Source organism: Paraburkholderia sp., from assembly GCF_047605525.1.
Classification (GTDB): domain Bacteria; phylum Pseudomonadota; class Gammaproteobacteria; order Burkholderiales; family Burkholderiaceae; genus Paraburkholderia.
Window position 1 is genome coordinate 221,767 of sequence record NZ_JASGFN010000013.1, and the last position, 22,496, is coordinate 244,262.

Sequence of the window (22,496 nt, forward strand, 5' to 3'; positions counted from 1 at the left end):
TCGACCATGAAAATCAGGCATATCCGCACGCGTGTCTTTGAATGGAAAGGCAAGGTCGTACCGCCGCAATCGCACTTCTGCACCAACGCGGTGGACATCCTCTACGAGCGCGGCGACGCAATGGGCTCGTTCCGTTTCCACGGCTGGCTGGTGGTGGAAATCGAATGCGACGACGGCACCGTCGGCATCGGCAACTGCGCGCTCGCGCCGCGCGTCGCCAAGCAGATCATCGACGACTACCTCGCGCCGATCGCCATCGGCGAAGATCCGTTCGATAACGAGTACATCTGGCAGAAGATGTATCGCCGCACGCTCGCCTGGGGCCGCAAGGGCATCGGCATGGCGGCGATCTCCGCGATCGACATCGCGTTGTGGGACATCATGGGCAAGGCGGTGAACAAGCCCGTGTTCAAGCTGCTCGGCGGACGCACGAAAGAGAAGATCTGGTGCTATGCGTCGAAGCTCTACAACAACGACGATCGCGACGCGTTCCTCGCGGAAGCGCAGGGCTATCTCGACCAGGGCTTCACCGCGATGAAGATGCGCTTCGGCTACGGTCCGAAAGACGGCCCGCGGGGGATGGCGAAAAACCTCGAACAGGTTCGCCTGCTGCGCGAACTGGTCGGCGACGAGGTCGACATCATGCTCGAATGCTACATGGGCTGGACGCTCGAATACGCGCGCCGGATGCTGCCGCGTCTCGCCGAATTCAATCCGCGCTGGCTGGAGGAGCCGGTGATCGGCGACGACGTGGAGGGCTATCAGGAACTGAAGAAGATGAACGTCCTGCCGATTTCGGGCGGCGAGCACGAATTCACCGTGTACGGCTTCAAGGACCTGCTCGAACGCCGCGCGCTCGACGTGATCCAGTACGACACCAACCGCGTGGGCGGCATCACGGCGGCGCGCAAGATCAATGCGATGGCCGAAGCGTGGTCGGTGCCGGTGATTCCGCACGCGGGGCAGATGCACAACTATCACCTGACGATGGCCTCGACCGCGAGTCCGATGTCGGAGTTCTTCCCGGTGTTCGACGTGGAAGTGGGCAACGAGCTTTTCTATTACATCTTCGACGGCGAGCCGCAGCCGGAGAACGGCTATCTGCAACTCTCCGACGACACGCCCGGCCTCGGCATCACGCTGAGCGACAGGCATCTCGCCGATTTCAACATCATCGAATAAGACCCGCCGGCGCCCATCCACGCCAGCATCGGCAGGAGACAGTCATGCAGACGCAGACCGAAGCACGCGAGCCGCCGCGCAATGGGGCGCTCGCTCCCGAGGGTGCCGAGAGTGCCGGGAAGGCGAGCAGCGTGCGCTGGCGCATCTTCGGCGTGGTGTTTCTGATCACGCTGATCAACCTGGTCGACCGGATCTCGCTGTCGATTGCGATGCCGACCATCGCGCGCGAGTTTGCGCTGTCGCCCGCGATGCAGGGGCTCGTTCTGAGCAGCTTCTTCTGGTCGTATGCGCTGCTGCAGATTCCCGGCGGCTGGTTGATCGACCGCTTCGGGCCGCGCCGCGTGGTGGCGGGCGCGACCTTGCTGTGGGGTATGTTCCAGACCTTGCTGGGGGTCGCGTCGGGCGGTCTTTCGATGCTGCTGCTGCGGGTGGGCCTCGGCGGCGCGGAAGCGCCGCTCTTTCCGGCCGGCAGCAAGCTCAACGCATTGTGGCTGTCGCGGCATGAGCGGGCGCGCGGCGCGGTGTTGATGGATGCGGGCTCGCCGCTCGGCGCGGCGCTCGGCGGCCTTGCGATCTCGAACCTGATCCTCGCGTTCGGCTCGTGGCGCATGGCCTTCATCGTGGCAGGGTTGACGACGATTGCCTGCGGCTGGCTCGCCTGGCATTATCTGCGCGACGACCCCGCGCGGCATCCGGGCGTGAACGAGGCGGAGCTGCGGCATATCCGCGGGAGCGGCGCGCCGTCGGCGGGCGCGGCGCCGCATGACGGCAGCGGCGCGAAGCTGCCGCTGTACTCGACACTCGCGATGTGCATCGGCCGCATGAGCTGGGCGATGATCTTCTTCGGCCTGCTCACGTGGGGGCCGAGCTATCTGACGCAGGCCCGCGGTTTGAGCTTGCAGCAGATCGGCACGTCGACGTTCTTCATCTTTCTGTGCGGCACGCTCGGTTCGCTGACAGGCGGCTTTCTGTGCGATGCGTTGTGTCATCGCGGCGGCTCGCGCGGCAAGATCGTGAAGGGGATGATCCTCGTGTCCGGGCTCGTGACGCTCGTCGTGCTGGCCGCGTTGCCGGCAATCTCGTCGGCTCTCGAGGCCGTGGCCGTACTGTGTGTCGCGGCGTTCTTCCTGATGTGGGGAAGCCTCTACTGGAGCCTGCCGTCCCTGCTCGCCGCGCCGCGGCGGGTCGGTCTGCTGGGCGCGCTGATGAATTGCGCGGGCAGCATCGGCGGCATTTCCATTCCACTGATTACGGGCCTGGTGCTGCAACGCACGGGTTCGTTTGACGTGGTGCTGCATTTTTACAGCGCGTGTGCGCTGGTTTATATCATCGGCTCGATCGCGATCGATCTGCGCCGTACCTTTTGAATTCGCATTGCCCGACCCGGGAAACAGGATGAGCGACATGAAACCACGCATTGCAGTGCTGCTCGGCGACCCCGCCGGCATCGGTCCCGAACTGATTGCGCGCCTGCTCGCGCAGGCCGACAACCGCGCGCGCGCCGAGCTTCTGATCATCGGCGACCGGCGCGAACTGGAGACCGGCATGCAGATCGCAGGTCAGCGCTTCGAGTACGCCGTGGTCGACAACGCGGACGCCGCGTTCCGGCAAGCGGGCGTGCCTTCGCTGATCGATTTCCGCCTGCCCGACGACGAACCGTACGAACGCGCGAGATCCACCGAACGCGGCGGCCGCTACAGCCTCGAAGCATTCAAGGAAGCGCTGGCGCTCACGCAGCGCAATGTCACGCAGGGCATGCTGTTTGCGCCGGTCAACAAGACCTCGCTGCATATGGCCGGCATGAATACCGGCGACGAGATGGAATGGTTCGCCCGTCAACTGGGTTACACCGGCAGCTTCTGCGAATTCAACGTGCTCGACGAACTGTGGACCTCGCGTGTCACGTCGCATATGGCGTTGAAGGACGTCAGCGCGAAGCTCTCGGAGTCGCGCATCGTCGGTGCGGTGCAACTGATTCATGACGGCCTGAAGCGCGCGGGCAACCCGGCGCCGCGCATCGCGGTGTGCGGCTTCAATCCGCACAACGGCGACAATGGCGCGTTCGGACGCGAGGAGATCGACGTGATCGCGCCCGCCGTCGAGGCGGCGCGCAAGCTCGGCTACGACGCGCAGGGACCGTTCCCCGCGGACACGATCTTCGTGCGTGCGCGCGACCAGAAGGCATTCGACGGCGTGGTCACGATGTATCACGATCAAGGCCAGATTGCGATGAAGCTGATGGGTTTCTGGCGCGGCGTCACCGTGCACGGCGGCTTGCCGATTCCGATCGCGACGCCCGCGCACGGCACCGCTTTCGACATTCACGGCCGTGGCAAAGCCGACGTCGGCGCGACGCAGAAGGCGTTCGACATCGTCACGCGCATGGCGCTGGACCGCCTGGGCTGAACGCATGACGAGCGCCATCGACGCGATGCGCGAACGCTTTCTCGCCAGCGGCGACGACGCCGATCTGCCGATCGTCGACGCGCATCATCACTTCTGGGACCTGAAGCGCAACTATCATCCGTGGCTGTGCGACCGGCCGCGCATTGCGTTCCGCTATGGCGACTACGAAGCCATCTGCCGCGACTTCCTGCCGGACGATTACTTCGCGCTCGCGGCGCCGCACAAGGTGGTCGGCACCGTGATGATGGAAGGCGAGTGGGACCCGCGCGATCCCGCCGGCGAAGCAGGTTGGGCCACCGCGTTGCACGCTCGCTGCGGTTTTCCGAATGCGGTGGTCGGGCAGATCTGGCTCGATCGCGACGACGTCGCGCACGTATTGCACGCGTTCCGCTCGATGCCGCTCGTGCGCAGCGTGCGCCACAAGCCGAAGGCGGTGGCGCGCGAAGCCCATACGTCTTCGTTCGCGGCGCCGGGCTCGATGCGGTGCGAGCGCTGGCGCGACGGTTACGCATTGCTCGCGCGGACGGATCTGATGTTCGAGTTGCAGACGCCGTGGTGGCATTTCGTCGAAGCCGCCGAACTGGCGCGCGACTTCCCCGGCGTCACGATGATCGTCAACCATACCGGCCTGCCCGCCGATCGCAGCGACGAAGCGTTGCGCGGCTGGCGCGACGCGCTGACGATGCTGGCGGAGCAGCCCAACGTGCACCTGAAAATTTCGGGGCTCGGCGAACCGGGCGTACGCTGGAGCGTCGAGCGCAACGGGCCGGTGGTGCGCGACGCGCTGGCCGCATTCGGTGTCGGGCGCTGCATGTTCGCGAGCAACTTCCCGGTGGACAGCGTGGTCGTGTCGCTCGACGCACTGTTCGCGGGCTTCAAGCAGATGGTCGCGCAACGCACGCCGCGCGAGCGGCTCGCGCTCTTTCATGACAATGCGGTGGCGCTCTATCGTTTGTGCTTGTCAGTGTGACGTGACGGATGAAGCGCGTGCTTCACCGCCCGCGGCGCGGTCCTGTCGACGCACGCACCACCAGCTCGGGCGGCGGCCCGAGCACCATTGACGGCTGCTGCCGTGGCGCCTGAATCAGGTGGATCAGACTTTCAATCGACAACTCCGCGACCGCGGCGGTCTGGATCGCCACCGTCGTGAGGGCGGGGTGCACCTGATGCGCGAGTTGAATATCGGTGATGCCGATCACCGATACGTCGTCGGGCACCGGGCGCCCGAGCGTGATCAGCGCCTGCGCGGCGCCGATCGCGAGCAGGTCGTTGGTCGCGAAGATCGCGCTCAATTGCGGCCGGTTCGCCATCAACTGCATGCAGGCGGCGTAGCCGGCGTCGATCGAATCGCGAATCTGCAGCACCGCGGCGGCGTCGGCTTCGATGCCGGCCGCGCGCATCGCCGCGCGAAAGCCGTTCGAGCGCGCATCCTGCAAGCCGCCGCAGCCGTCGCCGATCAGCAGGCCGATCTCGCGATGGCCGAGTTCGAGCAGATGCTGCGCGGCCAACTCGCCCGCGCGCGCGAAATCCACCGCGATACACGGCAGCGCGGGCGGCGCTTCGGGATGCTCCCACATCGCCAGCAGGATCGGCGCGCTGTGCGTGGCCGACGCGCACAGGTCGTTGATCGTGATGTCGGTGTTCATCACCAGCACGCCGTCGGCGAGCGTGCCGGCAATCTGGTTCAGATACGCGCGGCCGATCTCGGCGTCGTCGTCGGTATTGCAGACCATCAGGAAGTAGCCGCGCTTGCGCGCCGCGCGCTCGGCCGCGAGCACGAACTCCGGGTAGAACGGGTTCGAGATGTTCGACAGCATCAGCGCGAGCGTCGACGAGCGGCCTTCAGCCAGCGCGCGGGCGTTGAGATTGGGCCGGTAGCCGAGATCGGCGATCGCCTTCAGCACGCGCTCGGCGGTTTCCGGGCGGACTTTCTCGCGATTGCGCAGCACGTTGGAGACGGTGGCGGCGGTAACCTGCGCGCGCTTCGCGACTTCGGATAGCGTGACCATGTTCGTTTATCCCATATTTAGGGAATGCAATTCAAATGTTGCAGACGATCCGCGACATTGCTAAGTTTCTGGAAAACATCAAGGAGACACCCGCCATGACTTTTCCTGTCGAACTCGAATTTAAGCGATTAAATGCCGGCCGCACAAGGGTCGCCCGTTTATTTTTCACGAAAATTTAAGCGGTTAAATCAACGTGGAGACAGCATGGCGACGATTCGTTTGACCGATGTGCAGAAGGCCTACGGCGACCATCCGCCGGTGATCCGGCGCGTGAATCTGGAGATTGCGCAGCACGAGTTCTGCGTGTTTCTCGGCCCCTCGGGCTGCGGCAAGTCGACGTTGCTGCGCATGATCGCGGGCCTCGAAGATTTGAGCGAAGGCGAACTGCATATCGGCGGCCGGCGGGTCGACGACGTGCCCGCCGCCGAGCGCGGCGTCGCGATGGTGTTCCAGAGCTACGCGCTGTTTCCGCACATGACCGTGTTCGACAACATGGCGTTCGGGTTGAAACTCGCGAAGCAGCCGAAGGACGTGATCGAGCGCAAGGTGAGGGAAGCCGCGCGGATCCTGCAACTCGAGAGCCTGCTCGAGCGTTATCCGAAGGCGTTGTCGGGCGGCCAGCGGCAGCGCGTCGCGATTGGCCGGGCGATCGTGCGCGAGCCGGGCGTCTTTCTGTTCGACGAGCCGCTGTCGAATCTCGACGCCGCGTTGCGCGGCCAGACGCGGGTCGAGATCGCGCGTCTGCATCGGCGCTTTGCGGATGCGAGTGTCGTCTACGTGACGCACGATCAGGTCGAAGCGATGACGCTCGCCGACCGCATCGTGCTGCTGCATGCGGGCGCGGATGCCGAATGCTCCGGCAGCATTGCGCAAACCGGTGCGCCGCTCGAGCTGTATCACCATCCGAAGTCGCGCTTCGTCGCGGGCTTCATCGGCTCGCCGCGCATGAATTTCATCGATGCGACCGTCGACTCGGTCGAGCCTGGCCGCGTGACGGTGGCACTTGCAGCGAGTGCGCAGAGCAGTAGCGAAAGGCTCGTCGCTCATGTGGACGGCCAGCGCCTGCAACGCGGCCAGCGCGTCACGCTCGGCGTGCGTCCCGAACATCTGCGGCTCGACGGCGACGGGCAGTCCGTTCAGTGCGCGATCGTGCTGTCGGAAAGGCTCGGCGAGCACAGCTACATCCACGCGGATTACGCGGGCGGCACGCTGATCGCGAAGGCGCCCGGCGATACGCCGTTCGGCGCGGGCGAGCGCATTCGCGTTCACGTTCCGCCGGCCGCGTGCCATCTGTTCGACGAACAGGGACTCGCATTGCGGCGCGGCACGTTCGAACCCGAACGCGCGGCCGCCTGATCGATCGTCACGGACGGCCCCGTGGATGCCGGGTCCGTCATAGCGAATTCCGCCACAGAGCGGGTTACATCGCCGGCCACGCTGCGTAGCCGGTCAACAAGGTAGACAAGGAGACACAGAATGATTGCTCTTCGCCTTCGCCGTCTTGCTCGGGTGTCGATCGCCGCCGCGCTGGTGGCCGGCGCGTTCGGCAGCGCCGCGGTCGACGCGGCCACGCTGAACGTCAATGTATCGGCGCGCGGTAATCAGCGCTCGACCTGGCAGGATGCGTTCGACCAGTTCAAGAAAGCCAATCCCGACGTCGATCTGAAAGTCACGTACATCACCGAGGAAGCGTACAAGGTGCAGATGGGCGGCTGGCTCGCCACCGATCCGCCCGACGTCGTGTCGTGGCATGACGGCGAACGGATGGCCTATTACGCGCAACGCGGACTGCTGGAAGATCTGAGCCCGGACTGGGCGAAGAACAACTGGTCGCAGCAGTACGCATCGGTCAAGGAAGCATCGACCTACAAGGGCAAGCAGTACGCGGCGCCGCTCGGTTACGACGCCTACGGTTTTTTCTATCGAAAGGATCTGTTCGAGAAGGCGGGTATCAAAAGCGAGCCGAAAACGTGGGAAGAATTTATCGACGCGACGAACAGGCTGAAGGCGATCGGCGTCGCGCCGATCGCGGTGCCCGCGCGCGATAGCTGGACACTCGCCGCATGGTTCGACTACCTCGATCTGCGCATCAACGGCAACGAGTTCCATCAGAAGCTGATGGCCGGCGAAATCCCGTACACCGATCCGCGCGTAAAGAAGGTTTACACGACGTGGAAAACGCTGCTCGACAATCACGCGTATATCGACAACGCGCTCTCTTACGACGTCGATTCGATCGCGCCGTTTCTCGTCAATGGCAAGGCCGCGATGATGCTGATGGGCACGTTCTTCTCGGCGAGCTTCCCGCCGTCGATCAAGGATCAGATCGGCTTCTTCCGCTTCCCGGTGATCGACGCGAACGTGCCGATGGCCGAGGACGGCCCCGTCAACGTGCTGCTGATTCCGGCGAAGGCGAAGAACAAGGCCGACGCGCGCAGGCTGCTCGCGTTCATGGAGACGCCGAAGATCAACGCCGAACTCGCGAAGGGCTGGGGCCAACTGCCGTCGAACAGCCAGGCGGCCGAGCCTGATGACGCGATTTCGAAGGTCGGCTTCCAGACGCTCGCGAATACGAAGGGCGGCATCGCGCAGTTCTACGATCGCGACATGCAGAAGGAAATGGCCGACGAAGGCATGAAGGCGATGCAGCAGTTCTACAGCGATCCGTCGCAACTCGATGCCGTGCTTGCTCATCTCGAAGCGACGCGCAAGCGCATCTACCAGAAGTAAGGCCGGAAGTCAGGCAAGCCACGCCGGCCGTGCAGTCGCGGCCGGGGTTTGCCCGCGCTTTCCGCTTCCAGTTTTCGCCGTCGATTTCCGCCGAGGCCGATCCATGTCTCATACCGCAGCGCGCCGCCTGACCGCGGCGCGGCCCCGTCGCGTCTCGACGACGCGCCGTCATCAGCATCGCGCCGCGTTTTTCTTTCTGCTGCCGGGCTGCGCGTTGTTCGCGCTGTGCGTGATCTATCCGATCATCAGCAGCATTTCGCTGAGCTTCTACAACTGGGACGGCATGACGCCGAAGACCTTCGCGGGTCTCGCCAATTACGTCGAGCTGTTTCAGTCCGATACGTTTTATACGGCGCTGAAGAACAACCTGATCTGGCTCGTGCTGTTTCTTCTGGCGCCGCCGCTGGGTCTGATGTTCGCGCTATATCTGAACCAGCACGTGCGCGGCATGCGCGTCGTGAAGTCGCTGTTTTTCGCGCCGTTCGTGTTGTCGGGCGTCGTGGTCGGGCTCGTGTTCAGCTGGTTCTACGACCCGACGTTCGGGCTGCTGCGGCTGATCGTCGGGCACGGCATTCCGGTGCTCGGCGATCCGCGCACGGTGACGTTCGGCATCATCTTCGCGGCGCTCTGGCCGCAGACGCCGTTCTGCATGGTGCTGTATCTGACCGGGCTCACCGGCATCAATCCCGAAGTAGTCGAGGCCGCGCGCATGGAAGGCGCGCAAGGACTGCGCCTTTTATGGCACGTGATCCTGCCGCAACTGCGGCCCGCCACGTTCATGGCGGTCGTGCTGACCGTGATCGGCGCGCTGCGCAGCTTCGATCTGATCGCGGTGATGAGCGGCGGCGGTCCGTTCGACAGCTCGACGGTGCTCGCCTATTACATGTACGACCAGGCGATCAAGTACTACCGCGAAGGCTATTCCGCGGCGATCGCGGTCGTGCTGTTCGCGATCATGCTCGTCTACATCGTGTTCCATCTGCGCCGCATGCTGCGCGAGGAACGTTGAATTCGCCGCTCATTGCGCCATTCACTTCGACGCCCCCGAGGAGTACTCCATCATGTATCCGCTTCCCGTCGAACGCTGGAAACCGCTCAATCGCGCGCTCTATAAGGCGTCGCTGCCGCTCGCGCTGGTGATCTGGCTGCTGCCGATGCTGGCCGTGCTCGTCACGTCGATCCGCTCATCGGACGAGCTGTTGCAGGGCGATTACTGGAGCTGGCCCAGGCATCTCGCGTTGATCGAGAACTACGGTACCGCGCTCACGCAAACGCCGATGCTGCATTACTTCGCCAACAGCGTGCTGATTACGGTGCCGTCGGTGATCGGCGCGATCGTGCTCGCGTCGATGGCGGGCTTCGCGTTGGCGACGTACCGCTTTCCGGGCAATACGGCGGTGCTGTTCGCGTTCGTCGCCGGCAATTTCGTGCCGATCCAGATCCTGATGATTCCGGTGCGCGACATGGCATTGAAAGCCGGCCTCTTCAACACCGTATGGGCGCTCGTGATTTTTCACGTGTCGTTCCAGACCGGCTTCTGCACGCTGTTTCTGCGCAACTTCATCAAGCAGTTGCCGTTCGAGATGATCGAGGCGGCGCGCGTCGAAGGGGCGGGCGAATGGACGATCTATCTGCGCATCGTGCTGCCGCTGATTCGCCCCGCGCTCGCTGCGCTCGGCATTCTCGTATTCACGTTCGTGTGGAACGACTACTTCTGGGCGCTGTGTCTCACGCAGGGCGACGATGCCGCGCCGATCACGGTGGGCGTCGCCGCGCTCAAGGGGCAATGGACGACCGCGTGGAACCTGGTCGCGGCGGGCTCGGTGCTGGCCGCATTGCCCTCGGTGCTGATGTTCTTCGCGATGCAACGGCATTTCGTCGCCGGGCTGACTTTCGGCGCGAGCAAGGGATAAGCGGCGATCGAATCAAACGGCTGAAGCGCAGCTCGACGTCAACTCACCACGAGACTTTCACATGCAACTTGGTGTCTGCTACTACCCGGAACAATGGCCGCGCGCGATGTGGGCCGACGACGCGCGGCGTATGGTCGAACTCGGCATCACGCACGTGCGGATCGCCGAATTCGCGTGGAGCCGCATGGAGCCGCGCGCCGGCGAATTCGAATGGCAATGGCTCGACGAAGCCGTCGCAACGCTCGCGCATGCGGGCCTGAAACTGGTGCTCGGCACACCGAGCGCGGCGCCGCCGAAGTGGCTCGTCGATGCGTATCCGGATGTCTTGCCGGTGCGCGCCGACGGCACGCGCTGGAATTTCGGCTCGCGCCGTCATTACGACATTTCGAGCGACACATATCGGCGCGAATGCGTGCGCATCGTCACCGCGATGGCGAAACGCTATGGACGGCATCCGTCGATCGTCGCATGGCAGACCGATAACGAACTCGGTTGCCACGACACGGTGCCGAGCTATTCGGAGACGGCTTTGAAACGCTTCCACGCATGGCTGCAGCAGCACTACGAAACCATCGGCGCATTGAACGACGCATGGGGCAACGTGTTCTGGAGCATGGAGTATCCGTCGTTCGACGCGATCGGCCTGCCGAACCTGATGCCCACCGATGCGAATCCGATCCATCTGCTCGACTTCCGCCGCTTCATGTCCGACGAGGTGGCGAGCTTCCACCGCGAGCAGATCGACGTGCTGCGCGAGCATGCGCCGAACGCGGATCTGCTGCACAACTTCATGGGCTTTTTCACGACCTTCGATCACTATCGCTTCGCCGCGGACAACGCGATCGACGTGGCCGCATGGGACAGCTATCCGATTGCGCGCACCGAAACGATCGCGTTGCCGGAGGAACAGAAAGCGCGTTTCGCGCGCACCGCGCATCCCGACGTATCCGCGTTCGATCACGACCGCTACCGCGCCATCGGCACCGGCCGCTTCTGGGTGATGGAGCAGCAGGCCGGTCCGGTGAACTGGGCGTCGTCGAATCCGGTGCCCGCGCCGGGGATGGTGCGGCTGTGGGCATATGAAGCGTTCGCGCACGGCGCGGAGCTGGTGTCGTATTTCCGCTGGCGTCAGTGTCCGTATGCGCAGGAGCAGATGCACTCCGGGCTCAATCTGCCGAACAACGAACTGTCGCCGGGCGGCATCGAGGTGCGGCAGGCGGCGCGCGAGATCGCGAATTCGACGGCACTGTCGATGCTCGCCGCGCCCGCGCGCGCGGACGTCGCGCTCGTGTTCGATTACGAAACGCAGTGGATGTTCGAGATCCAGCGGCACGGCAAGGGCTTCGATTATCAGACGCTCGTGTTCGACTACTACGAGTCGCTGCGCGAACTCGGACTCGACGTCGATATCGTGCCGGGCCGCGCCGATCTTTCGGCGTATCGGCTCGTCGTCGTGCCGAGCCTCGCGGTGATCGATGACGCGCTCGTCGAGCAGGTCGCGCGCGGCAACGCGCAATGGGTGTTCGGTCCGCGCAGCGGCTCGAAGACCGGCGCGTTCGCGATTCCCGGCAATCTGCCGCCCGGCGCGTTGCAGCGCGTGCTGCCGCTTCAGGTGCTCGAAGTCGAAACGTTGCGGCCGACGCTGGCGCCCGCACTTTGCATCGACGGCACGCCGGGCGTCGCGCTGCACTGGCGCGAGCACGTGCGCGCTAACGGCGCGACGCGTGTCGCCGCATGCTTCAACGACGCGTGGCCGGCCCTGCTCACGCACGGCAACGCGCGCTACGTCGCCGGGTGGCTGTCGCATGAACTGCATCGCACGGTATTGCAGCAGGCTGCGCGCGACGCGGGCCTCGATACGCAATTGCTCGCCGATGGACTGCGGATTCGCCGGCGCGGTGGCCTGACGTTCGCATTCAATTTCGGCGCGCAGCCGGTGCGGGCGCCGGCGCCAGCCAACGCGACGTTCGTGCTCGGCGAGCCACGGCTGAAAACCGGCGACGTTTGCGTGTGGCAGGACGCATGACACGCCGGTCACGCCAGAAGGAGAAGAGCGCTGTTAAGGCGGTTGTGAAACTCGCAGGTAGCAATCGAAGGTGAAGGCACGGACGCATCAACCCGGACCAGGCGGCCGGCAAAAAGCCGCCATTCAATCGATGGAGGATGACGGATGAACCGAAGAGAAATGCTGGGATGGCTCGCGGGCGCTGCCGCCGCGGCCGGGGTCGGCGCGACGGTTGGCGCGCCGGTTTTCGCCGCGGAGCGCGAAGGGCAGCCGGGGCATGGCGGCGGCCACGATGCCGCCGCGCGCGGCAACCGCTTTGCGATGGGCGCGGACGTGTCGACGCTGCTCGAACTCGAAGCGAACGGCGCGAAGTTCCATGAGCACGGCGAGCCGCGCGATTGCCTGTGGATTCTGAAGAGCCACGGCGTCGATTCGATCCGTATCAAGGTCTGGAACGATCCCGGCAATCCGGATTTTTTCCCCGCCAATCAAAGCCCCGCGGCCGGCTGGAACAATGCCGAACACGTGAGGATACTCGCGCGCCGTGCCGCCGCGCTGGGCCTGCGGGTATTGATCGACTTCCACTACAGCGACTGGTGGGCCGATCCGGGCAAGCAGTATCCGCCGCACGAGTGGGCCGGCAAGGACATCACGCAGACGTGCGCGCTGCTGTCCGCGTATACGTCGAACGTGCTGAAGATGCTCAGGCATGACGGCGTGCATCCCGAGTGGGTGCAGATCGGCAATGAAATCACCGGCGGCATGCTGTGGCCGCTCGGCAAATACGATCAGCTCGACAATCTCGCGCTGCTGCTGAAAGCCGGCCATGACGCGGTCAAATCCGTCGATGAGCGCATCAAGGTGATGTTGCATATCGACAGCGGCGGCAACAACGCGACGAGCCGCTGGTGGTTCGACAGCGCGACGCAGCGCGGCGTCACCTTCGACGTGATCGGCCTGTCCTACTACCCGCAGTGGCAAGGGTCGTTCAGCGATCTGCAGAACAATGCGAACGATCTCGCGACGCGCTACGACAAGGACGTGATCGTCGTCGAAACCGCTTATCCGTGGACGACCAGCGACGGCGATTCGGAACCGGACACGATGACCAACGTGGGCACGTCGACGTTCCCGCAGACGCCGGCCGGTCAGGCGCAATTCCTCGGCGCGGTGACGGATATCGTGAAGGCAATCCCCGACGGTCACGGCAAGGGCGTGTTCTGGTGGGAGCCGGAGTGGATTCCGACACCGAACGTCGGCTGGAAAGTCGGCGCGGGCGATCAGTGGGACAACAACACGCTGTTCGATTTCCACGGCAATGCGCTGCCGTCGCTGGACGCGTTTCGCAAACGCTGACGCATACGGTTGAACGCGCGCAGCGGGCCCGCATGCATCACTGCGCGGGCGATGCCTGCCCCTTGTGCTGGCTCACGCACTCCGACGTGATCGCCATGCTCGCCTGATCGGGCGTCATGCGCGGCGCGTCGGGGCGGTAGATCTTTTCGATGATCGCATCGACCGCCGCGCGATCGGACGGGTCTTTGTAGTAGCGGGCGGCCTGAGCGAGCGCCTGGTCTTCGGTCTTCTTGTGCGCGCGCCATGACGCGACCTGGCCGGCGATATCGCCTAACGCGAAACATTGATCGCTGACGGTCTGCGCGACGGCCTGAGCGGCCGGCTGCGCGACGCACAGCGCGACGAGCGTGGATACGACGACGCGTTTCATTACCGGAATCCTGAGATGAGACGAGCGGCGGCGCGATGACGGCGGTAAGCCGCCGTTTCGGCCTGCGCGCGGGTGAACGACCGCGTAGTGTAGCTAATCGGCCGCCAATGAAAAAGCCGCCCTGCGCATCGCAGGGCGGCTTTGCAAATCACCGTATCGTATTCACGGGTTACTCCACGAAGCGGTACTCCGTGCTCAATGTCCGAACGATTCCGCCTTCGACGCACCGGCTTCCATCGCCTGCGGACGGGCTGCCTGCTTGATCAGCAGCGCGATGCACGACAGCAGGCCGGCAACCGCGATCGTCGCGAAGATGCCGCCGAACGAGAAGTGGCGACGCGTCAGTTCGGCCACGAGGAACGAGCCCGCGATGCCGCCGAAGCGGCCGACGCCGAGCATCCACGCGACGCCCGTGCCGCGGCCCTGGGTCGGGTAGAACGCGGCGGCGAGCGCCGGCAGCGACGATTGCGCGGTATTCATCAGCACGCCGGAGACGAACACTGTGAACACCAGCGCGCCGACGTTGCCGGCCGCCTGGCCGATGAAGTACACGCTGAGCGCGGTCAGCGCATAGCACGCCGCGATGATGCGGTTCGCGTTGAAGCGGTCCATCAGCCAGCCGCACAGCACCGCGCCGACGCCGCCGAGCGGGAACAGCGCGGAAATCAGCGTCGCGCGTTGCGGCGTGAGACCGGCGTCCTTCAACAGGATCGGCATCCAGTTGATCGACGCGTAGAAGATCACGAGGCCCATGAAGTACGCGAGCCACAGCATCACCGAGCCGACGATGTACGAACGCGACAGTACGACGCCGAGACCCTTGCCGCCGGTTTGCGGCGCGGTTTCGGTCATCGTGAACGCGCCGGCCTGCGCCGCGTCGCCGGAAATGCGCGCGAGCGCCGCGCGGATCCGCTCGACCGGCTTGTTGTTGGCGACCATGTAGCGCACCGACTCCGGCATCTTCGCGAACAGCAGGAGCAACAGCAGCAGCGGCGTGATGCCGCCGAGCAGCAGCACGCTGCGCCAGCCGAAATGCGGAATCATCCAGGCGGCGAGGAAGCCGCCGAACGCGGCGCCGAGCGGGAAGCCGCAGAACATCAGGTTGATCACGGTGGCGCGGCGGCGATCCGGGCAGTACTCGCCCATCATCGTCACGGCGTTCGGCATCGCGGCGCCGAGACCGACGCCGGTGATGAAGCGCAGCACGGTCAGGTGTTCGATGCTGTTCGAGAACGCCGAGCCGAGGCACGCGAGCCCGAACAGCAGCACCGAGCCGAGCAGCATCCCGCGACGCCCGAGGCGGTCGGACAGCGGACCCGAGCCGAGCGCGCCGCACGCGAGGCCGAACAGCGCCGCGCTCAGCACCGGCGCGAGCGAGGGTTTGTCGATACCCCATTCGTTGATCAGCGAAGGCGCGATAAAACCGATTGCCGCCGTGTCAAAACCGTCCAGCAGGACGATGATGAAGCACATGAAGAAGATCAGCCACTGGAACGGCGAAAACGGATGCTCGTTGATGAAGGTTTGAACGTTCACAGCGGTGCTGCGGTTCATGATGGTCTCCTGACTGCGAAAAGGCCCGCACGACGAGCTGTTTTCTCAAGACCGTACGCCGTCTGCAGGCGGCGCACGATGCCTGCGCCACGGCAAAATGGCTGCGCTTCGGCAATAGATCATACCCGGACGGCCGACTTGCAGGAACCGCACCGGGCAGGCGATTTGTTCGCTTAAAGAACGGTGATTCTTTCAGCGAACGCGCGCCAATGTAAATAATCCGGGGGTCTCGGGTCAACGCGGGAATACCCGAGATACGAAAAAAATGGGCGCGGGCCTATGAACACGCTGGGCGGAAGAGGGGCTTCGGAGGGGGGCTGGCGCGTCGATGTGCCGACGCGCCGGGGCAAGCAGAGGCTAAGCGGGGGGAAAGCGGAAAAGAAGCGAAGAGGACGCGGGAAGGGGGCGGCTTCGGGCGATCAGACCGCCGCCCCCGGATTCGTGACCGTCTGCTCGATCTTCCCGAGCCGCACGACGGTCACGCCGGGGCGCAACTGCCGCAGCGACGGCATCACGAGCATGCAGTTGTCATAGGGCGTGCGCACTTCCTCGCCGTTCGACCAGCCGATCAACGCGCCCGCCTCGGCGAAAACCTCGAGGCCCGTGTACGGCGCCGCGAAGCGGAAGTCCATGCTGGTCGCGACGACCGGTTGCGTGACGCGCACGATATGCTGCGCCGGCGGTAGCGGCGCGAGCCAGCCGGGCGGCAGATCGGCTTCGTCGATTACGCCGGCCAGCAGCAGGAAGCGCGCGGTCGTGTCGCGCGCGACCGCCACCGCGCCGCGCTCCCAATGCTGGCCGCATTCGATCAGCAGTGCGTTCTTCGGGCTCGCCGGATCGCCGAAACCTTCGTAGTCGCGCATGCGGCGGCCTTCGGGATGCCCTTCGTCGCAGATCACCGTGGCCGGCGTGCCGAGCCGGGTGGCGAGGTCGATGCCTTTTTGCAGCGGCCCCGCGACGATCAGCGGCTTGCTCTTCTCGTGCATCGAATGCAGATCGAGCAGCGCGTCGACCGTGTCGACCACCGGGCGCATCGCCCGCGCTCGCTCGAGTTCGCTCGACGTGCGCGACGTGTCGTCGAGCACCGCGGCGGTCCAGACGCGATTGAAGTCCTGATCGACGAAGCGCGCGGCATCCGGTTTCGCGGGATCGAAGCGCCGATACGCGGCGACGTTCGCGAACGACAGCGTGAGGCGCCCGCGCCGCGGCCGCAGCGCGCGGCGCAGCAGTTCATCGACGACGATCGCTCCGCACACTTCGTTGCCGTGCGTGAGCGCGTTGATCATCACGTGCGGACCAGGCAGGCCCGAATCGAACGTGTGAACGTAGGCGATGCCGGATGACGATTGCTCGTGCGGCGCGATATCGGGGAATTCGACTTCGATCGGATAGGCTTCCATGCTCATGCAGACGCGTCCTTGCGCAAGGGGGTTGATCAGGTTTTCATGAAGACGTTGTTATGGCTCACGCCTCCCAGCCAGTGTAATTCGGAAAGGGCGAGTTCCTTCATGACCCTCGAGGGTCCGGGGTGACCGGCAAATGAAAATTTCGCGGGCTTGTAGTCGGTGTACAGGCTCGAATCGTCCATGACCAGCAGACCGCCCGGCGCGAGCGAATCGCGGCAGAGCTTGTAGTCGGCGAGGACGACGTCGTAGTCGTGATTGCCGTCGATATAGATCAGATTCCATGCCCTGGAACGGATATATTCGGTGGCCACGGCATCGGTCGACAGCGCCTTCAGAAATTGCGGATCGGACAGCCCGAAGCGCCGGTTGGACGCGAGCGTGTCCTCGAGATAATCGATGTTCTTCAGATACGTGCTCACCGTATCGCCCAGCGGAGAAAACGGCGAAATGCCGTGGATCTCGCATTCGTAGCCGCACATCTTCGCGATCAGCCCGACCAGCGACGTGACCTGTCCGCGATAGACGCCGATCTCGAGGCAATAATGCGGCCGGTATTCGCGCAGAAGCAGCCACCACATCGCATGAAACGCATCTTCTCCGAAGCCGCGATGTTGACTGGTGAAGTAGGCCCTGTGCTCGCGCAGCTCCTCGGGCGCCAGGTACTTGTAATAGTGATGCATGTAAGCGTACAGCGCATTGCGGTCCGGATATTTCCTGACCGCCTCGGTGAAGCTCATATCTTCCGCGAACGACTTGCGATAGAGCGACAAGGTTCTACGCTGAATGGCAGCTTGAAATTGGGAAACTCGCGCGGAGACTGCACCAGATACTGAGACCATTTCACTTTCCCCCTTTGAGACCGGCGCGAGCGTGCGTTTGACGAACGCCGCGCGCGGTTGAGTCCATAGTGAAGATGCCGGATCGCATCATGGAAGTGAATGGTCAATGATAGGCGACCCTGGCGGAGCGGTCGCGTCTCTGTCGATTGTGGAAAGACGAATGGCGTATCGAGTTGCCGCGCGAAGCATTATTTACTGATTCATGGCGGAAACCTGCGCGCGTGGGTGTACGTATTTACCGGCGCGTGGGCCCGCCCCGCGCCGACGGCCTCATGCGCCGAGCTTCGCCGCGATCGCCTTGCCGACGTCGCTGGTGCTCGCGTTGCCGCCGAGGTCGCCCGTATGCGGACCTTCGACGAGCGTCGCCTCGATCGCCGCGAGAATCGCGTCGTGCGCTTCGCGTTCCTTGCCGGTGGAATGGCCGAGGAAGTCGAGCATCATCGCGGCCGACCAGATCATCGCGACCGGATTGGCGATGTGCTTGCCGGCGATGTCGGGCGCCGAGCCGTGCACCGGCTCGAACAGCGACGGAAACTTGCGGTCCGGATTCAGATTGGCCGACGGCGCGAGGCCGATCGTGCCGGTGCACGCGGGGCCGAGATCGGACAGGATATCGCCGAACAGGTTGGTCGCGACCACCACGTCGAAGCGGTCCGGATTCAGCACGAAGCGCGCGGAAAGGATGTCGATGTGCTGCTTGTCCCACGTGACATCCGGATATTGCGCGGCGATACCGGCCGCGCATTTGTCCCACCACGGCATGCTGATCGCGATGCCGTTGCTCTTCGTCGCGACCGTGATCTTCTTGCGCGCGCGGCGCTGTGCGAGATCGAACGCGAACTTCAGCACGCGTTCGCTGCCGTGCCGCGTGAACACCGATTCCTGCAGCACGAATTCGCGCTCGGTGCCCTCGAACATCACGCCGCCCACCGACGAATATTCGCCTTCGGTGTTCTCGCGCACGATCCAGAAATCGATGTCGCCGGCCTTGCGTCCCGCGAGCGGCGACGGCACGCCCGCGAACAGCCGCGCGGGCCGCAGGTTCACGTACTGGTCGAACTCGCGGCGGAACTTCAGCAGCGACCCCCACAGCGAGATGTGATCGGGCACGGTGTCGGGCCAGCCGACCGCGCCGAACAGGATCGCATCGGCCGATTGCAGTTGTGCTTTCCAGTCGTCCGGCATCATCTTGCCGTGCTTCGCGTAGTAGTCGCAGCTTGCCCACTCGATGTGCTGGTATTCGAGCTCGATGCCGAAGCGTTGAATTGCGGCGTCCAGTACACGCAGCGCTTCGGGCATCACTTCGACGCCGATGCCGTCGCCCGGAATGACGGCGATTCGATAGCGGTTCGACATGCTGTGGTCCTCCTTGGATGGGTCGGTGATTCGATGGTGCTTGTTTCCGCTTATTCTATTCCTGCTGTTTGCGCCTAAAATGCAAGCTTTGGTTAAGCCACTATGCACGATTCGTGCATAAAGAGCGTCCTCATGAATAGCGTCCCGTCACCCGATCTCGGCGATCTGCGCGTGTTCTGCGAAGTCGCCCGCAAGTGCAGTTTCAGCGCGGCGGCCGAAGCGCTGTCGGTGTCGGCGGCCTACGTCAGCAAGCGGATCAACGTGCTCGAGACGACGCTCGGCACGCGCCTGCTGCATCGCTCGACACGCCGCGTGGCGATCACGGAGGCCGGCGAGCGCGTCTATACGTGGGCCGAAAAGATTCTCGACGACGTCGACCAGCTCGTCGAAGACGTCTCGACGACGCGCCGCATTCCGGGCGGCAAGCTGCGCATCTCCAGCAGCTTCGGCTTCGGCCGGCGCTTCGTCGCGCCCGCGCTCGCGAGTTTCACGGAACGCTATCCGCAACTGAGCGTGCGGCTCGATCTGTTCGACCGCCTGGTCGACGTCGGCGGCGAGGGCTTCGACCTCGATATTCGCATCGGCGATGAGATCGCGCCGCATCTGATCGCGCGGCGGCTCGCGTCGAATCACCGCGTGCTGTGCGCGTCGCCCGACTATCTGGCGCGGCACGGCACGCCGCGGCAACTCGCGGATCTGTCGTCACATGCGTGTCTCGCGATCAAGGAGCGTGACCATCCGTTCGGTCTGTGGCGGCTCGCGGTGCGCGGCGAAGCGGTGTCGATCAAGGTGACGGGACCGCTGTCGACCAATCACGGCGAAGTGGCCGTGCAATGGGCGCTTGCCGGGCGCGGCATCGTGCTGCGTTCGTTGTGGGACGTGCAGCCACTGATCGCGAGCGGCCGGTTGCGCCAGGTGTTGCCCGAGGTCACGCAGCCGGCAAACGTGTGGGCCGTCTATCCGGAGCGGCTCGCGCAGTCGGCGAAGGTGCGCGTGTGCGTGGATTTTCTCAGCGAGGAATTCGCGCGGCCCGGCATCGCGCGGACGGGGGGGTGATGCGCCGGCCTAACGCGCCGCGCTCAGCCTGCGCCACAACGTGGTCTTGCTGATGCCGAGCGCGGCGCAGACCGCATCGCGATCGCCATCGTGAGCCGCGAGCGCCGCGCGGATCTGATCGGCTTCCACGTGACGGCTGCGCTCGCGCAGCGTGAGCGCGGCCGGTTTCGCGCGGGCCGCGGGCTCGACGATTTCCGGCGCGACCGCGCGCAGCATGTCGCGCGTGACGGCGGGCGCATCGGCATCCGCATCCGCCAGTTCCACCGCGATCCGCTCGATCACGTTCTGCAATTCGCGCACATTGCCCGGCCACGCATGGCGCCGCAACGCCGCGCCGAGCCCCGCGAGCATACGCTCGGCGGCATTTGCGTCGGGCACGCGCGCCATCAGCCCCGGCTCGCGCGCGGCGGCCTGGCGCAACAGCTCGGCGGCAAGCGGCAACAGGTCGTTCGGACGCTCGCGCAGCGGCGGCAGCGCGATGCTGAGAATGTCGAGCCGGTAGTACAGATCGGCGCGAAAAGTGCCGGCCGCGACGCTGTCGGTCAACGCGCGATGCGTCGCCGCGACGACGCGGATATCGACGCGCGTCGGCTCGGTCGACCCGAGCCGCACGACTTCGCGCTCCTGCAACACGCGCAACAGGCGGCTCTGCAACGACAGCGGCATCTCGCCGATTTCATCGAGAAACAGCGTGCCGCGATGCGCGACTTCGATCAGCCCCGCCTTGCCGCCCTTGCGCGCGCCGGTGAACGCGCCTTCCTCGTAGCCGAACAGTTCGCTTTCGAGCAACGCTTCCGGAAACGCGCCGCAATTGATCGCGACGAACGCGAAGTCGCGCCGCGCGCTCAACTGATGCATGCTCTGCGCGACCATCTCCTTGCCGGTGCCGCTCTCGCCGAGAATCAGCACGGTTGCGTCCGACTTCGCATAGCGCCGCACGAGCGCGCGCACGCGTTCGATCGATGCGGACGCGCCGACGATATCGTCGAGCCGGTAGCGCGCGGAGAACTGCTGCACGCGCTGGCGCGAGCGCAGCGTGCGATCGAGCCGTTCGACCGCGCGCGATTCCTGGAACGTGAGCACGGTGGCCGCCGCGCCGCCGCTGCTCGCGAGCGGTCCGCGATGCACGACGTAGCTCGCGCCGCGCACCGTGCAGAAGCTGTCGCCGTCCGTATCGGGCAGGCTGCCCGCGAGGTCCGGCGCGAGATCGAGCAGCGCGCGGCCCACCGCTCTGGCCGGATCGATGCCGAGCACGCTCGCGAGACGCTGGTTCATCACTTCGACGCGGCCTTGCGCATCGAGCGCGACGACGCCGTCGCGCAGATGCTGCAGCAGCGTGTCGAGCCGCTGACGGCGCACGGTTTCGCGGCGCGTCGCCTGGGCGACTTCGAGCGCGGTGTCGAAGCCGGTGCGCACCGACGCGCGCGAGTAGAGAAACACCGCGCCCATGCCGGCATTCGCGGCGAGATCGGTGACGAAACCGGGGCCAACCACCACGTCGATGCCGCGATCGCTGAGATCGAGCACGACGCTCTCCGCGTCCTGCACCGACTGATACGACGCGAACGTGATGTCGAGCGCGTAAGCGGTCGCGAAGCGGCGCACTTCGTCGGGCGTGTCGCCGTGCGTGACGAGCGCAACGCGCGCGCCTTCGCGGCGCGCGCGAGCGAGCGCATGCATCATGTCGTAGCCGCTCGGGTTGATGCGCACGACCGGCACCGATACGCGCGTCTTCAGGTACGCGCCGTTCGAGCCGCCCGCGATCACGACGTCGGGGCGCCCGGCGCCCGCGCTCTCGATTTCGCGCACCGCGTCTTCGAAGCCGTGCGACACGATGCGCAGATCGGCGCGTTCGACGTATTCGCCGGCGATATCGAAGAACAGATCGCGCAGGCGGCTGATCGAGAGCGCCCAGATACGCGGACGTTGCGGCGATTCGTAAAGGGACGTGCTCACGGTGTTCAGCTCGCGGCGGATGGGAGAGAACCCCATTATGAACGGATTCATTGCATATTTGAAATCACGATTTCATTTATGAAATGAAACGCGATGCGCGGCGAGGGCGCGGTTGCGGGCAGAGTGTCGTCGAATCAGGCACTTAGCGGGCAGCGCGCGGACTGGCCCGTTCTTTGCGTTAGACGCTGCCGTCCAAAGCCGTGACCCAAGCCACCCCCCCAATACTGGAGACAATCGATGAGCGAAGCAGACAACAGCACGCCGAACGCGGGCGCATTCAAACCGAAGAAGTCCGTCGCGCTGTCCGGCGTGACCGCGGGCAACACCGCGCTGTGCACGGTCGGCAAGACCGGCAACG

At 64.9% G+C, this 22,496-nt stretch carries 18 protein-coding genes and 1 pseudogene; 12 read left to right on the forward strand and 7 right to left on the reverse strand.

The annotated features are described in order from the left end of the window. Window positions 1-6 precede the first annotated feature (6 nt). Genes QM685_RS20225 through QM685_RS20240 form a run of 4 tightly spaced genes read left to right on the forward strand, consistent with a single transcriptional unit; the run spans window position 7 to window position 4,558 of the window. Complete coding sequence (locus QM685_RS20225; RefSeq protein WP_415118591.1) at window positions 7-1,182, forward strand: L-rhamnonate dehydratase; 1,176 nt, start codon at window positions 7-9, stop codon at window positions 1,180-1,182. 44 nt (window positions 1,183-1,226) lie between these two features. Beyond that, a complete protein-coding gene (locus QM685_RS20230; protein ID WP_415118593.1) occupies window positions 1,227-2,549 on the forward strand; it encodes an MFS transporter in 1,323 nt (440 codons plus the stop codon). 37 nt (window positions 2,550-2,586) lie between these two features. Beyond that, entirely contained in the window at window positions 2,587-3,588 is a 1,002-nt protein-coding gene (locus QM685_RS20235) for a 4-hydroxythreonine-4-phosphate dehydrogenase PdxA (protein ID WP_415118595.1), read from the forward strand. Between the two features lie 4 nt (window positions 3,589-3,592). Continuing rightward, window positions 3,593-4,558, forward strand: coding sequence for an amidohydrolase family protein (locus QM685_RS20240; RefSeq protein ID WP_415118597.1), 966 nt, complete (start codon window positions 3,593-3,595; stop codon window positions 4,556-4,558). Between the two features lie 22 nt (window positions 4,559-4,580). Here QM685_RS20240 and QM685_RS20245 read toward each other — a convergent pair whose 3' ends face one another. Then, on the reverse strand, window positions 4,581-5,597 hold the full coding sequence (locus tag QM685_RS20245; protein WP_415118599.1) for a LacI family DNA-binding transcriptional regulator: 1,017 nt from the start codon (window positions 5,595-5,597) through the stop codon (window positions 4,581-4,583). A gap of 204 nt (window positions 5,598-5,801) precedes the next feature. Here QM685_RS20245 and QM685_RS20250 point away from each other — a divergent pair, with 204 nt between their 5' ends. The 6 genes from QM685_RS20250 (at window position 5,802) to QM685_RS20275 (ending at window position 13,601) form a co-directional block, all read left to right on the forward strand. After that, the gene (locus QM685_RS20250) at window positions 5,802-6,953 is read left to right on the forward strand and encodes an ABC transporter ATP-binding protein (protein WP_415118601.1); all 1,152 of its coding nucleotides are present in this window, start codon (window positions 5,802-5,804) and stop codon (window positions 6,951-6,953) included. Between the two features lie 120 nt (window positions 6,954-7,073). After that, window positions 7,074-8,327 (forward strand): ABC transporter substrate-binding protein, encoded by a 1,254-nt coding sequence (locus QM685_RS20255; protein ID WP_415118603.1) that lies wholly within the window; start codon window positions 7,074-7,076, stop codon window positions 8,325-8,327. A gap of 103 nt (window positions 8,328-8,430) precedes the next feature. Beyond that, window positions 8,431-9,336 carry a carbohydrate ABC transporter permease gene (locus tag QM685_RS20260; RefSeq protein WP_415118605.1) on the forward strand — a complete coding sequence of 302 codons (906 nt, stop codon included), beginning with the start codon at window positions 8,431-8,433 and terminating at the stop codon, window positions 9,334-9,336. Between the two features lie 52 nt (window positions 9,337-9,388). Then, window positions 9,389-10,240 (forward strand): carbohydrate ABC transporter permease, encoded by an 852-nt coding sequence (locus QM685_RS20265; RefSeq protein WP_415118607.1) that lies wholly within the window; start codon window positions 9,389-9,391, stop codon window positions 10,238-10,240. A gap of 61 nt (window positions 10,241-10,301) precedes the next feature. Next, window positions 10,302-12,266: a beta-galactosidase gene (locus QM685_RS20270; RefSeq protein ID WP_415118609.1), complete on the forward strand. Its 1,965-nt coding sequence runs from the start codon at window positions 10,302-10,304 to the stop codon at window positions 12,264-12,266. Window positions 12,267-12,410: 144 nt separating this feature from the next. After that, window positions 12,411-13,601 carry an arabinogalactan endo-beta-1,4-galactanase gene (locus QM685_RS20275; protein ID WP_415118611.1) on the forward strand — a complete coding sequence of 397 codons (1,191 nt, stop codon included), beginning with the start codon at window positions 12,411-12,413 and terminating at the stop codon, window positions 13,599-13,601. 37 nt (window positions 13,602-13,638) lie between these two features. On the opposite strand, the gene QM685_RS20280 is transcribed toward QM685_RS20275, so the two are convergent. From QM685_RS20280 to QM685_RS20300, 5 genes are all read right to left on the reverse strand, one after another. Further along, window positions 13,639-13,971, reverse strand: coding sequence for a hypothetical protein (locus tag QM685_RS20280; RefSeq protein WP_415118613.1), 333 nt, complete (start codon window positions 13,969-13,971; stop codon window positions 13,639-13,641). Window positions 13,972-14,166: 195 nt separating this feature from the next. After that, complete coding sequence (locus tag QM685_RS20285) at window positions 14,167-15,525, reverse strand: MFS transporter (protein ID WP_415118615.1); 1,359 nt, start codon at window positions 15,523-15,525, stop codon at window positions 14,167-14,169. Between the two features lie 419 nt (window positions 15,526-15,944). Next, the gene (locus tag QM685_RS20290; RefSeq protein WP_415118617.1) at window positions 15,945-16,931 is read right to left on the reverse strand and encodes a succinylglutamate desuccinylase/aspartoacylase family protein; all 987 of its coding nucleotides are present in this window, start codon (window positions 16,929-16,931) and stop codon (window positions 15,945-15,947) included. A 29-nt stretch (window positions 16,932-16,960) separates the two neighbouring features. Beyond that, entirely contained in the window at window positions 16,961-17,701 is a 741-nt protein-coding gene (locus tag QM685_RS20295) for a class I SAM-dependent methyltransferase (RefSeq protein ID WP_415118619.1), read from the reverse strand. A 339-nt stretch (window positions 17,702-18,040) separates the two neighbouring features. Continuing rightward, on the reverse strand, window positions 18,041-19,126 hold the full coding sequence (locus QM685_RS20300) for a tartrate dehydrogenase (RefSeq protein ID WP_415118620.1): 1,086 nt from the start codon (window positions 19,124-19,126) through the stop codon (window positions 18,041-18,043). A gap of 132 nt (window positions 19,127-19,258) precedes the next feature. Here QM685_RS20300 and QM685_RS20305 point away from each other — a divergent pair, with 132 nt between their 5' ends. Continuing rightward, window positions 19,259-20,182: a LysR substrate-binding domain-containing protein gene (locus QM685_RS20305; protein ID WP_415118622.1), complete on the forward strand. Its 924-nt coding sequence runs from the start codon at window positions 19,259-19,261 to the stop codon at window positions 20,180-20,182. 9 nt (window positions 20,183-20,191) lie between these two features. Here QM685_RS20305 and prpR read toward each other — a convergent pair whose 3' ends face one another. Beyond that, a complete protein-coding gene (prpR, locus tag QM685_RS20310; RefSeq protein ID WP_415118624.1) occupies window positions 20,192-22,138 on the reverse strand; it encodes a propionate catabolism operon regulatory protein PrpR in 1,947 nt (648 codons plus the stop codon). 237 nt (window positions 22,139-22,375) lie between these two features. On the opposite strand from prpR, the pseudogene QM685_RS20315 reads away from it, so the two are divergent. Beyond that, window positions 22,376-22,496 (forward strand): annotated as a pseudogene (locus QM685_RS20315) (2-methylcitrate synthase); the annotation flags it as partial.

Coding starts and splice junctions, on each gene's coding strand:
- QM685_RS20225 (WP_415118591.1), top strand. CDS start 7: ATGAAAATCAGGCATATCCGCACGCGTGTCTTTGAATGGAAAGGCAAG.
- QM685_RS20230 (WP_415118593.1), top strand. CDS start 1,227: ATGCAGACGCAGACCGAAGCACGCGAGCCGCCGCGCAATGGGGCGCTC.
- QM685_RS20235 (WP_415118595.1), top strand. CDS start 2,587: ATGAAACCACGCATTGCAGTGCTGCTCGGCGACCCCGCCGGCATCGGT.
- QM685_RS20240 (WP_415118597.1), top strand. CDS start 3,593: ATGACGAGCGCCATCGACGCGATGCGCGAACGCTTTCTCGCCAGCGGC.
- QM685_RS20245 (WP_415118599.1), bottom strand. CDS start 5,597: ATGGTCACGCTATCCGAAGTCGCGAAGCGCGCGCAGGTTACCGCCGCC.
- QM685_RS20250 (WP_415118601.1), top strand. CDS start 5,802: ATGGCGACGATTCGTTTGACCGATGTGCAGAAGGCCTACGGCGACCAT.
- QM685_RS20255 (WP_415118603.1), top strand. CDS start 7,074: ATGATTGCTCTTCGCCTTCGCCGTCTTGCTCGGGTGTCGATCGCCGCC.
- QM685_RS20260 (WP_415118605.1), top strand. CDS start 8,431: ATGTCTCATACCGCAGCGCGCCGCCTGACCGCGGCGCGGCCCCGTCGC.
- QM685_RS20265 (WP_415118607.1), top strand. CDS start 9,389: ATGTATCCGCTTCCCGTCGAACGCTGGAAACCGCTCAATCGCGCGCTC.
- QM685_RS20270 (WP_415118609.1), top strand. CDS start 10,302: ATGCAACTTGGTGTCTGCTACTACCCGGAACAATGGCCGCGCGCGATG.
- QM685_RS20275 (WP_415118611.1), top strand. CDS start 12,411: ATGAACCGAAGAGAAATGCTGGGATGGCTCGCGGGCGCTGCCGCCGCG.
- QM685_RS20280 (WP_415118613.1), bottom strand. CDS start 13,971: ATGAAACGCGTCGTCGTATCCACGCTCGTCGCGCTGTGCGTCGCGCAG.
- QM685_RS20285 (WP_415118615.1), bottom strand. CDS start 15,525: ATGAACCGCAGCACCGCTGTGAACGTTCAAACCTTCATCAACGAGCAT.
- QM685_RS20290 (WP_415118617.1), bottom strand. CDS start 16,931: ATGAGCATGGAAGCCTATCCGATCGAAGTCGAATTCCCCGATATCGCG.
- QM685_RS20300 (WP_415118620.1), bottom strand. CDS start 19,126: ATGTCGAACCGCTATCGAATCGCCGTCATTCCGGGCGACGGCATCGGC.
- QM685_RS20305 (WP_415118622.1), top strand. CDS start 19,259: ATGAATAGCGTCCCGTCACCCGATCTCGGCGATCTGCGCGTGTTCTGC.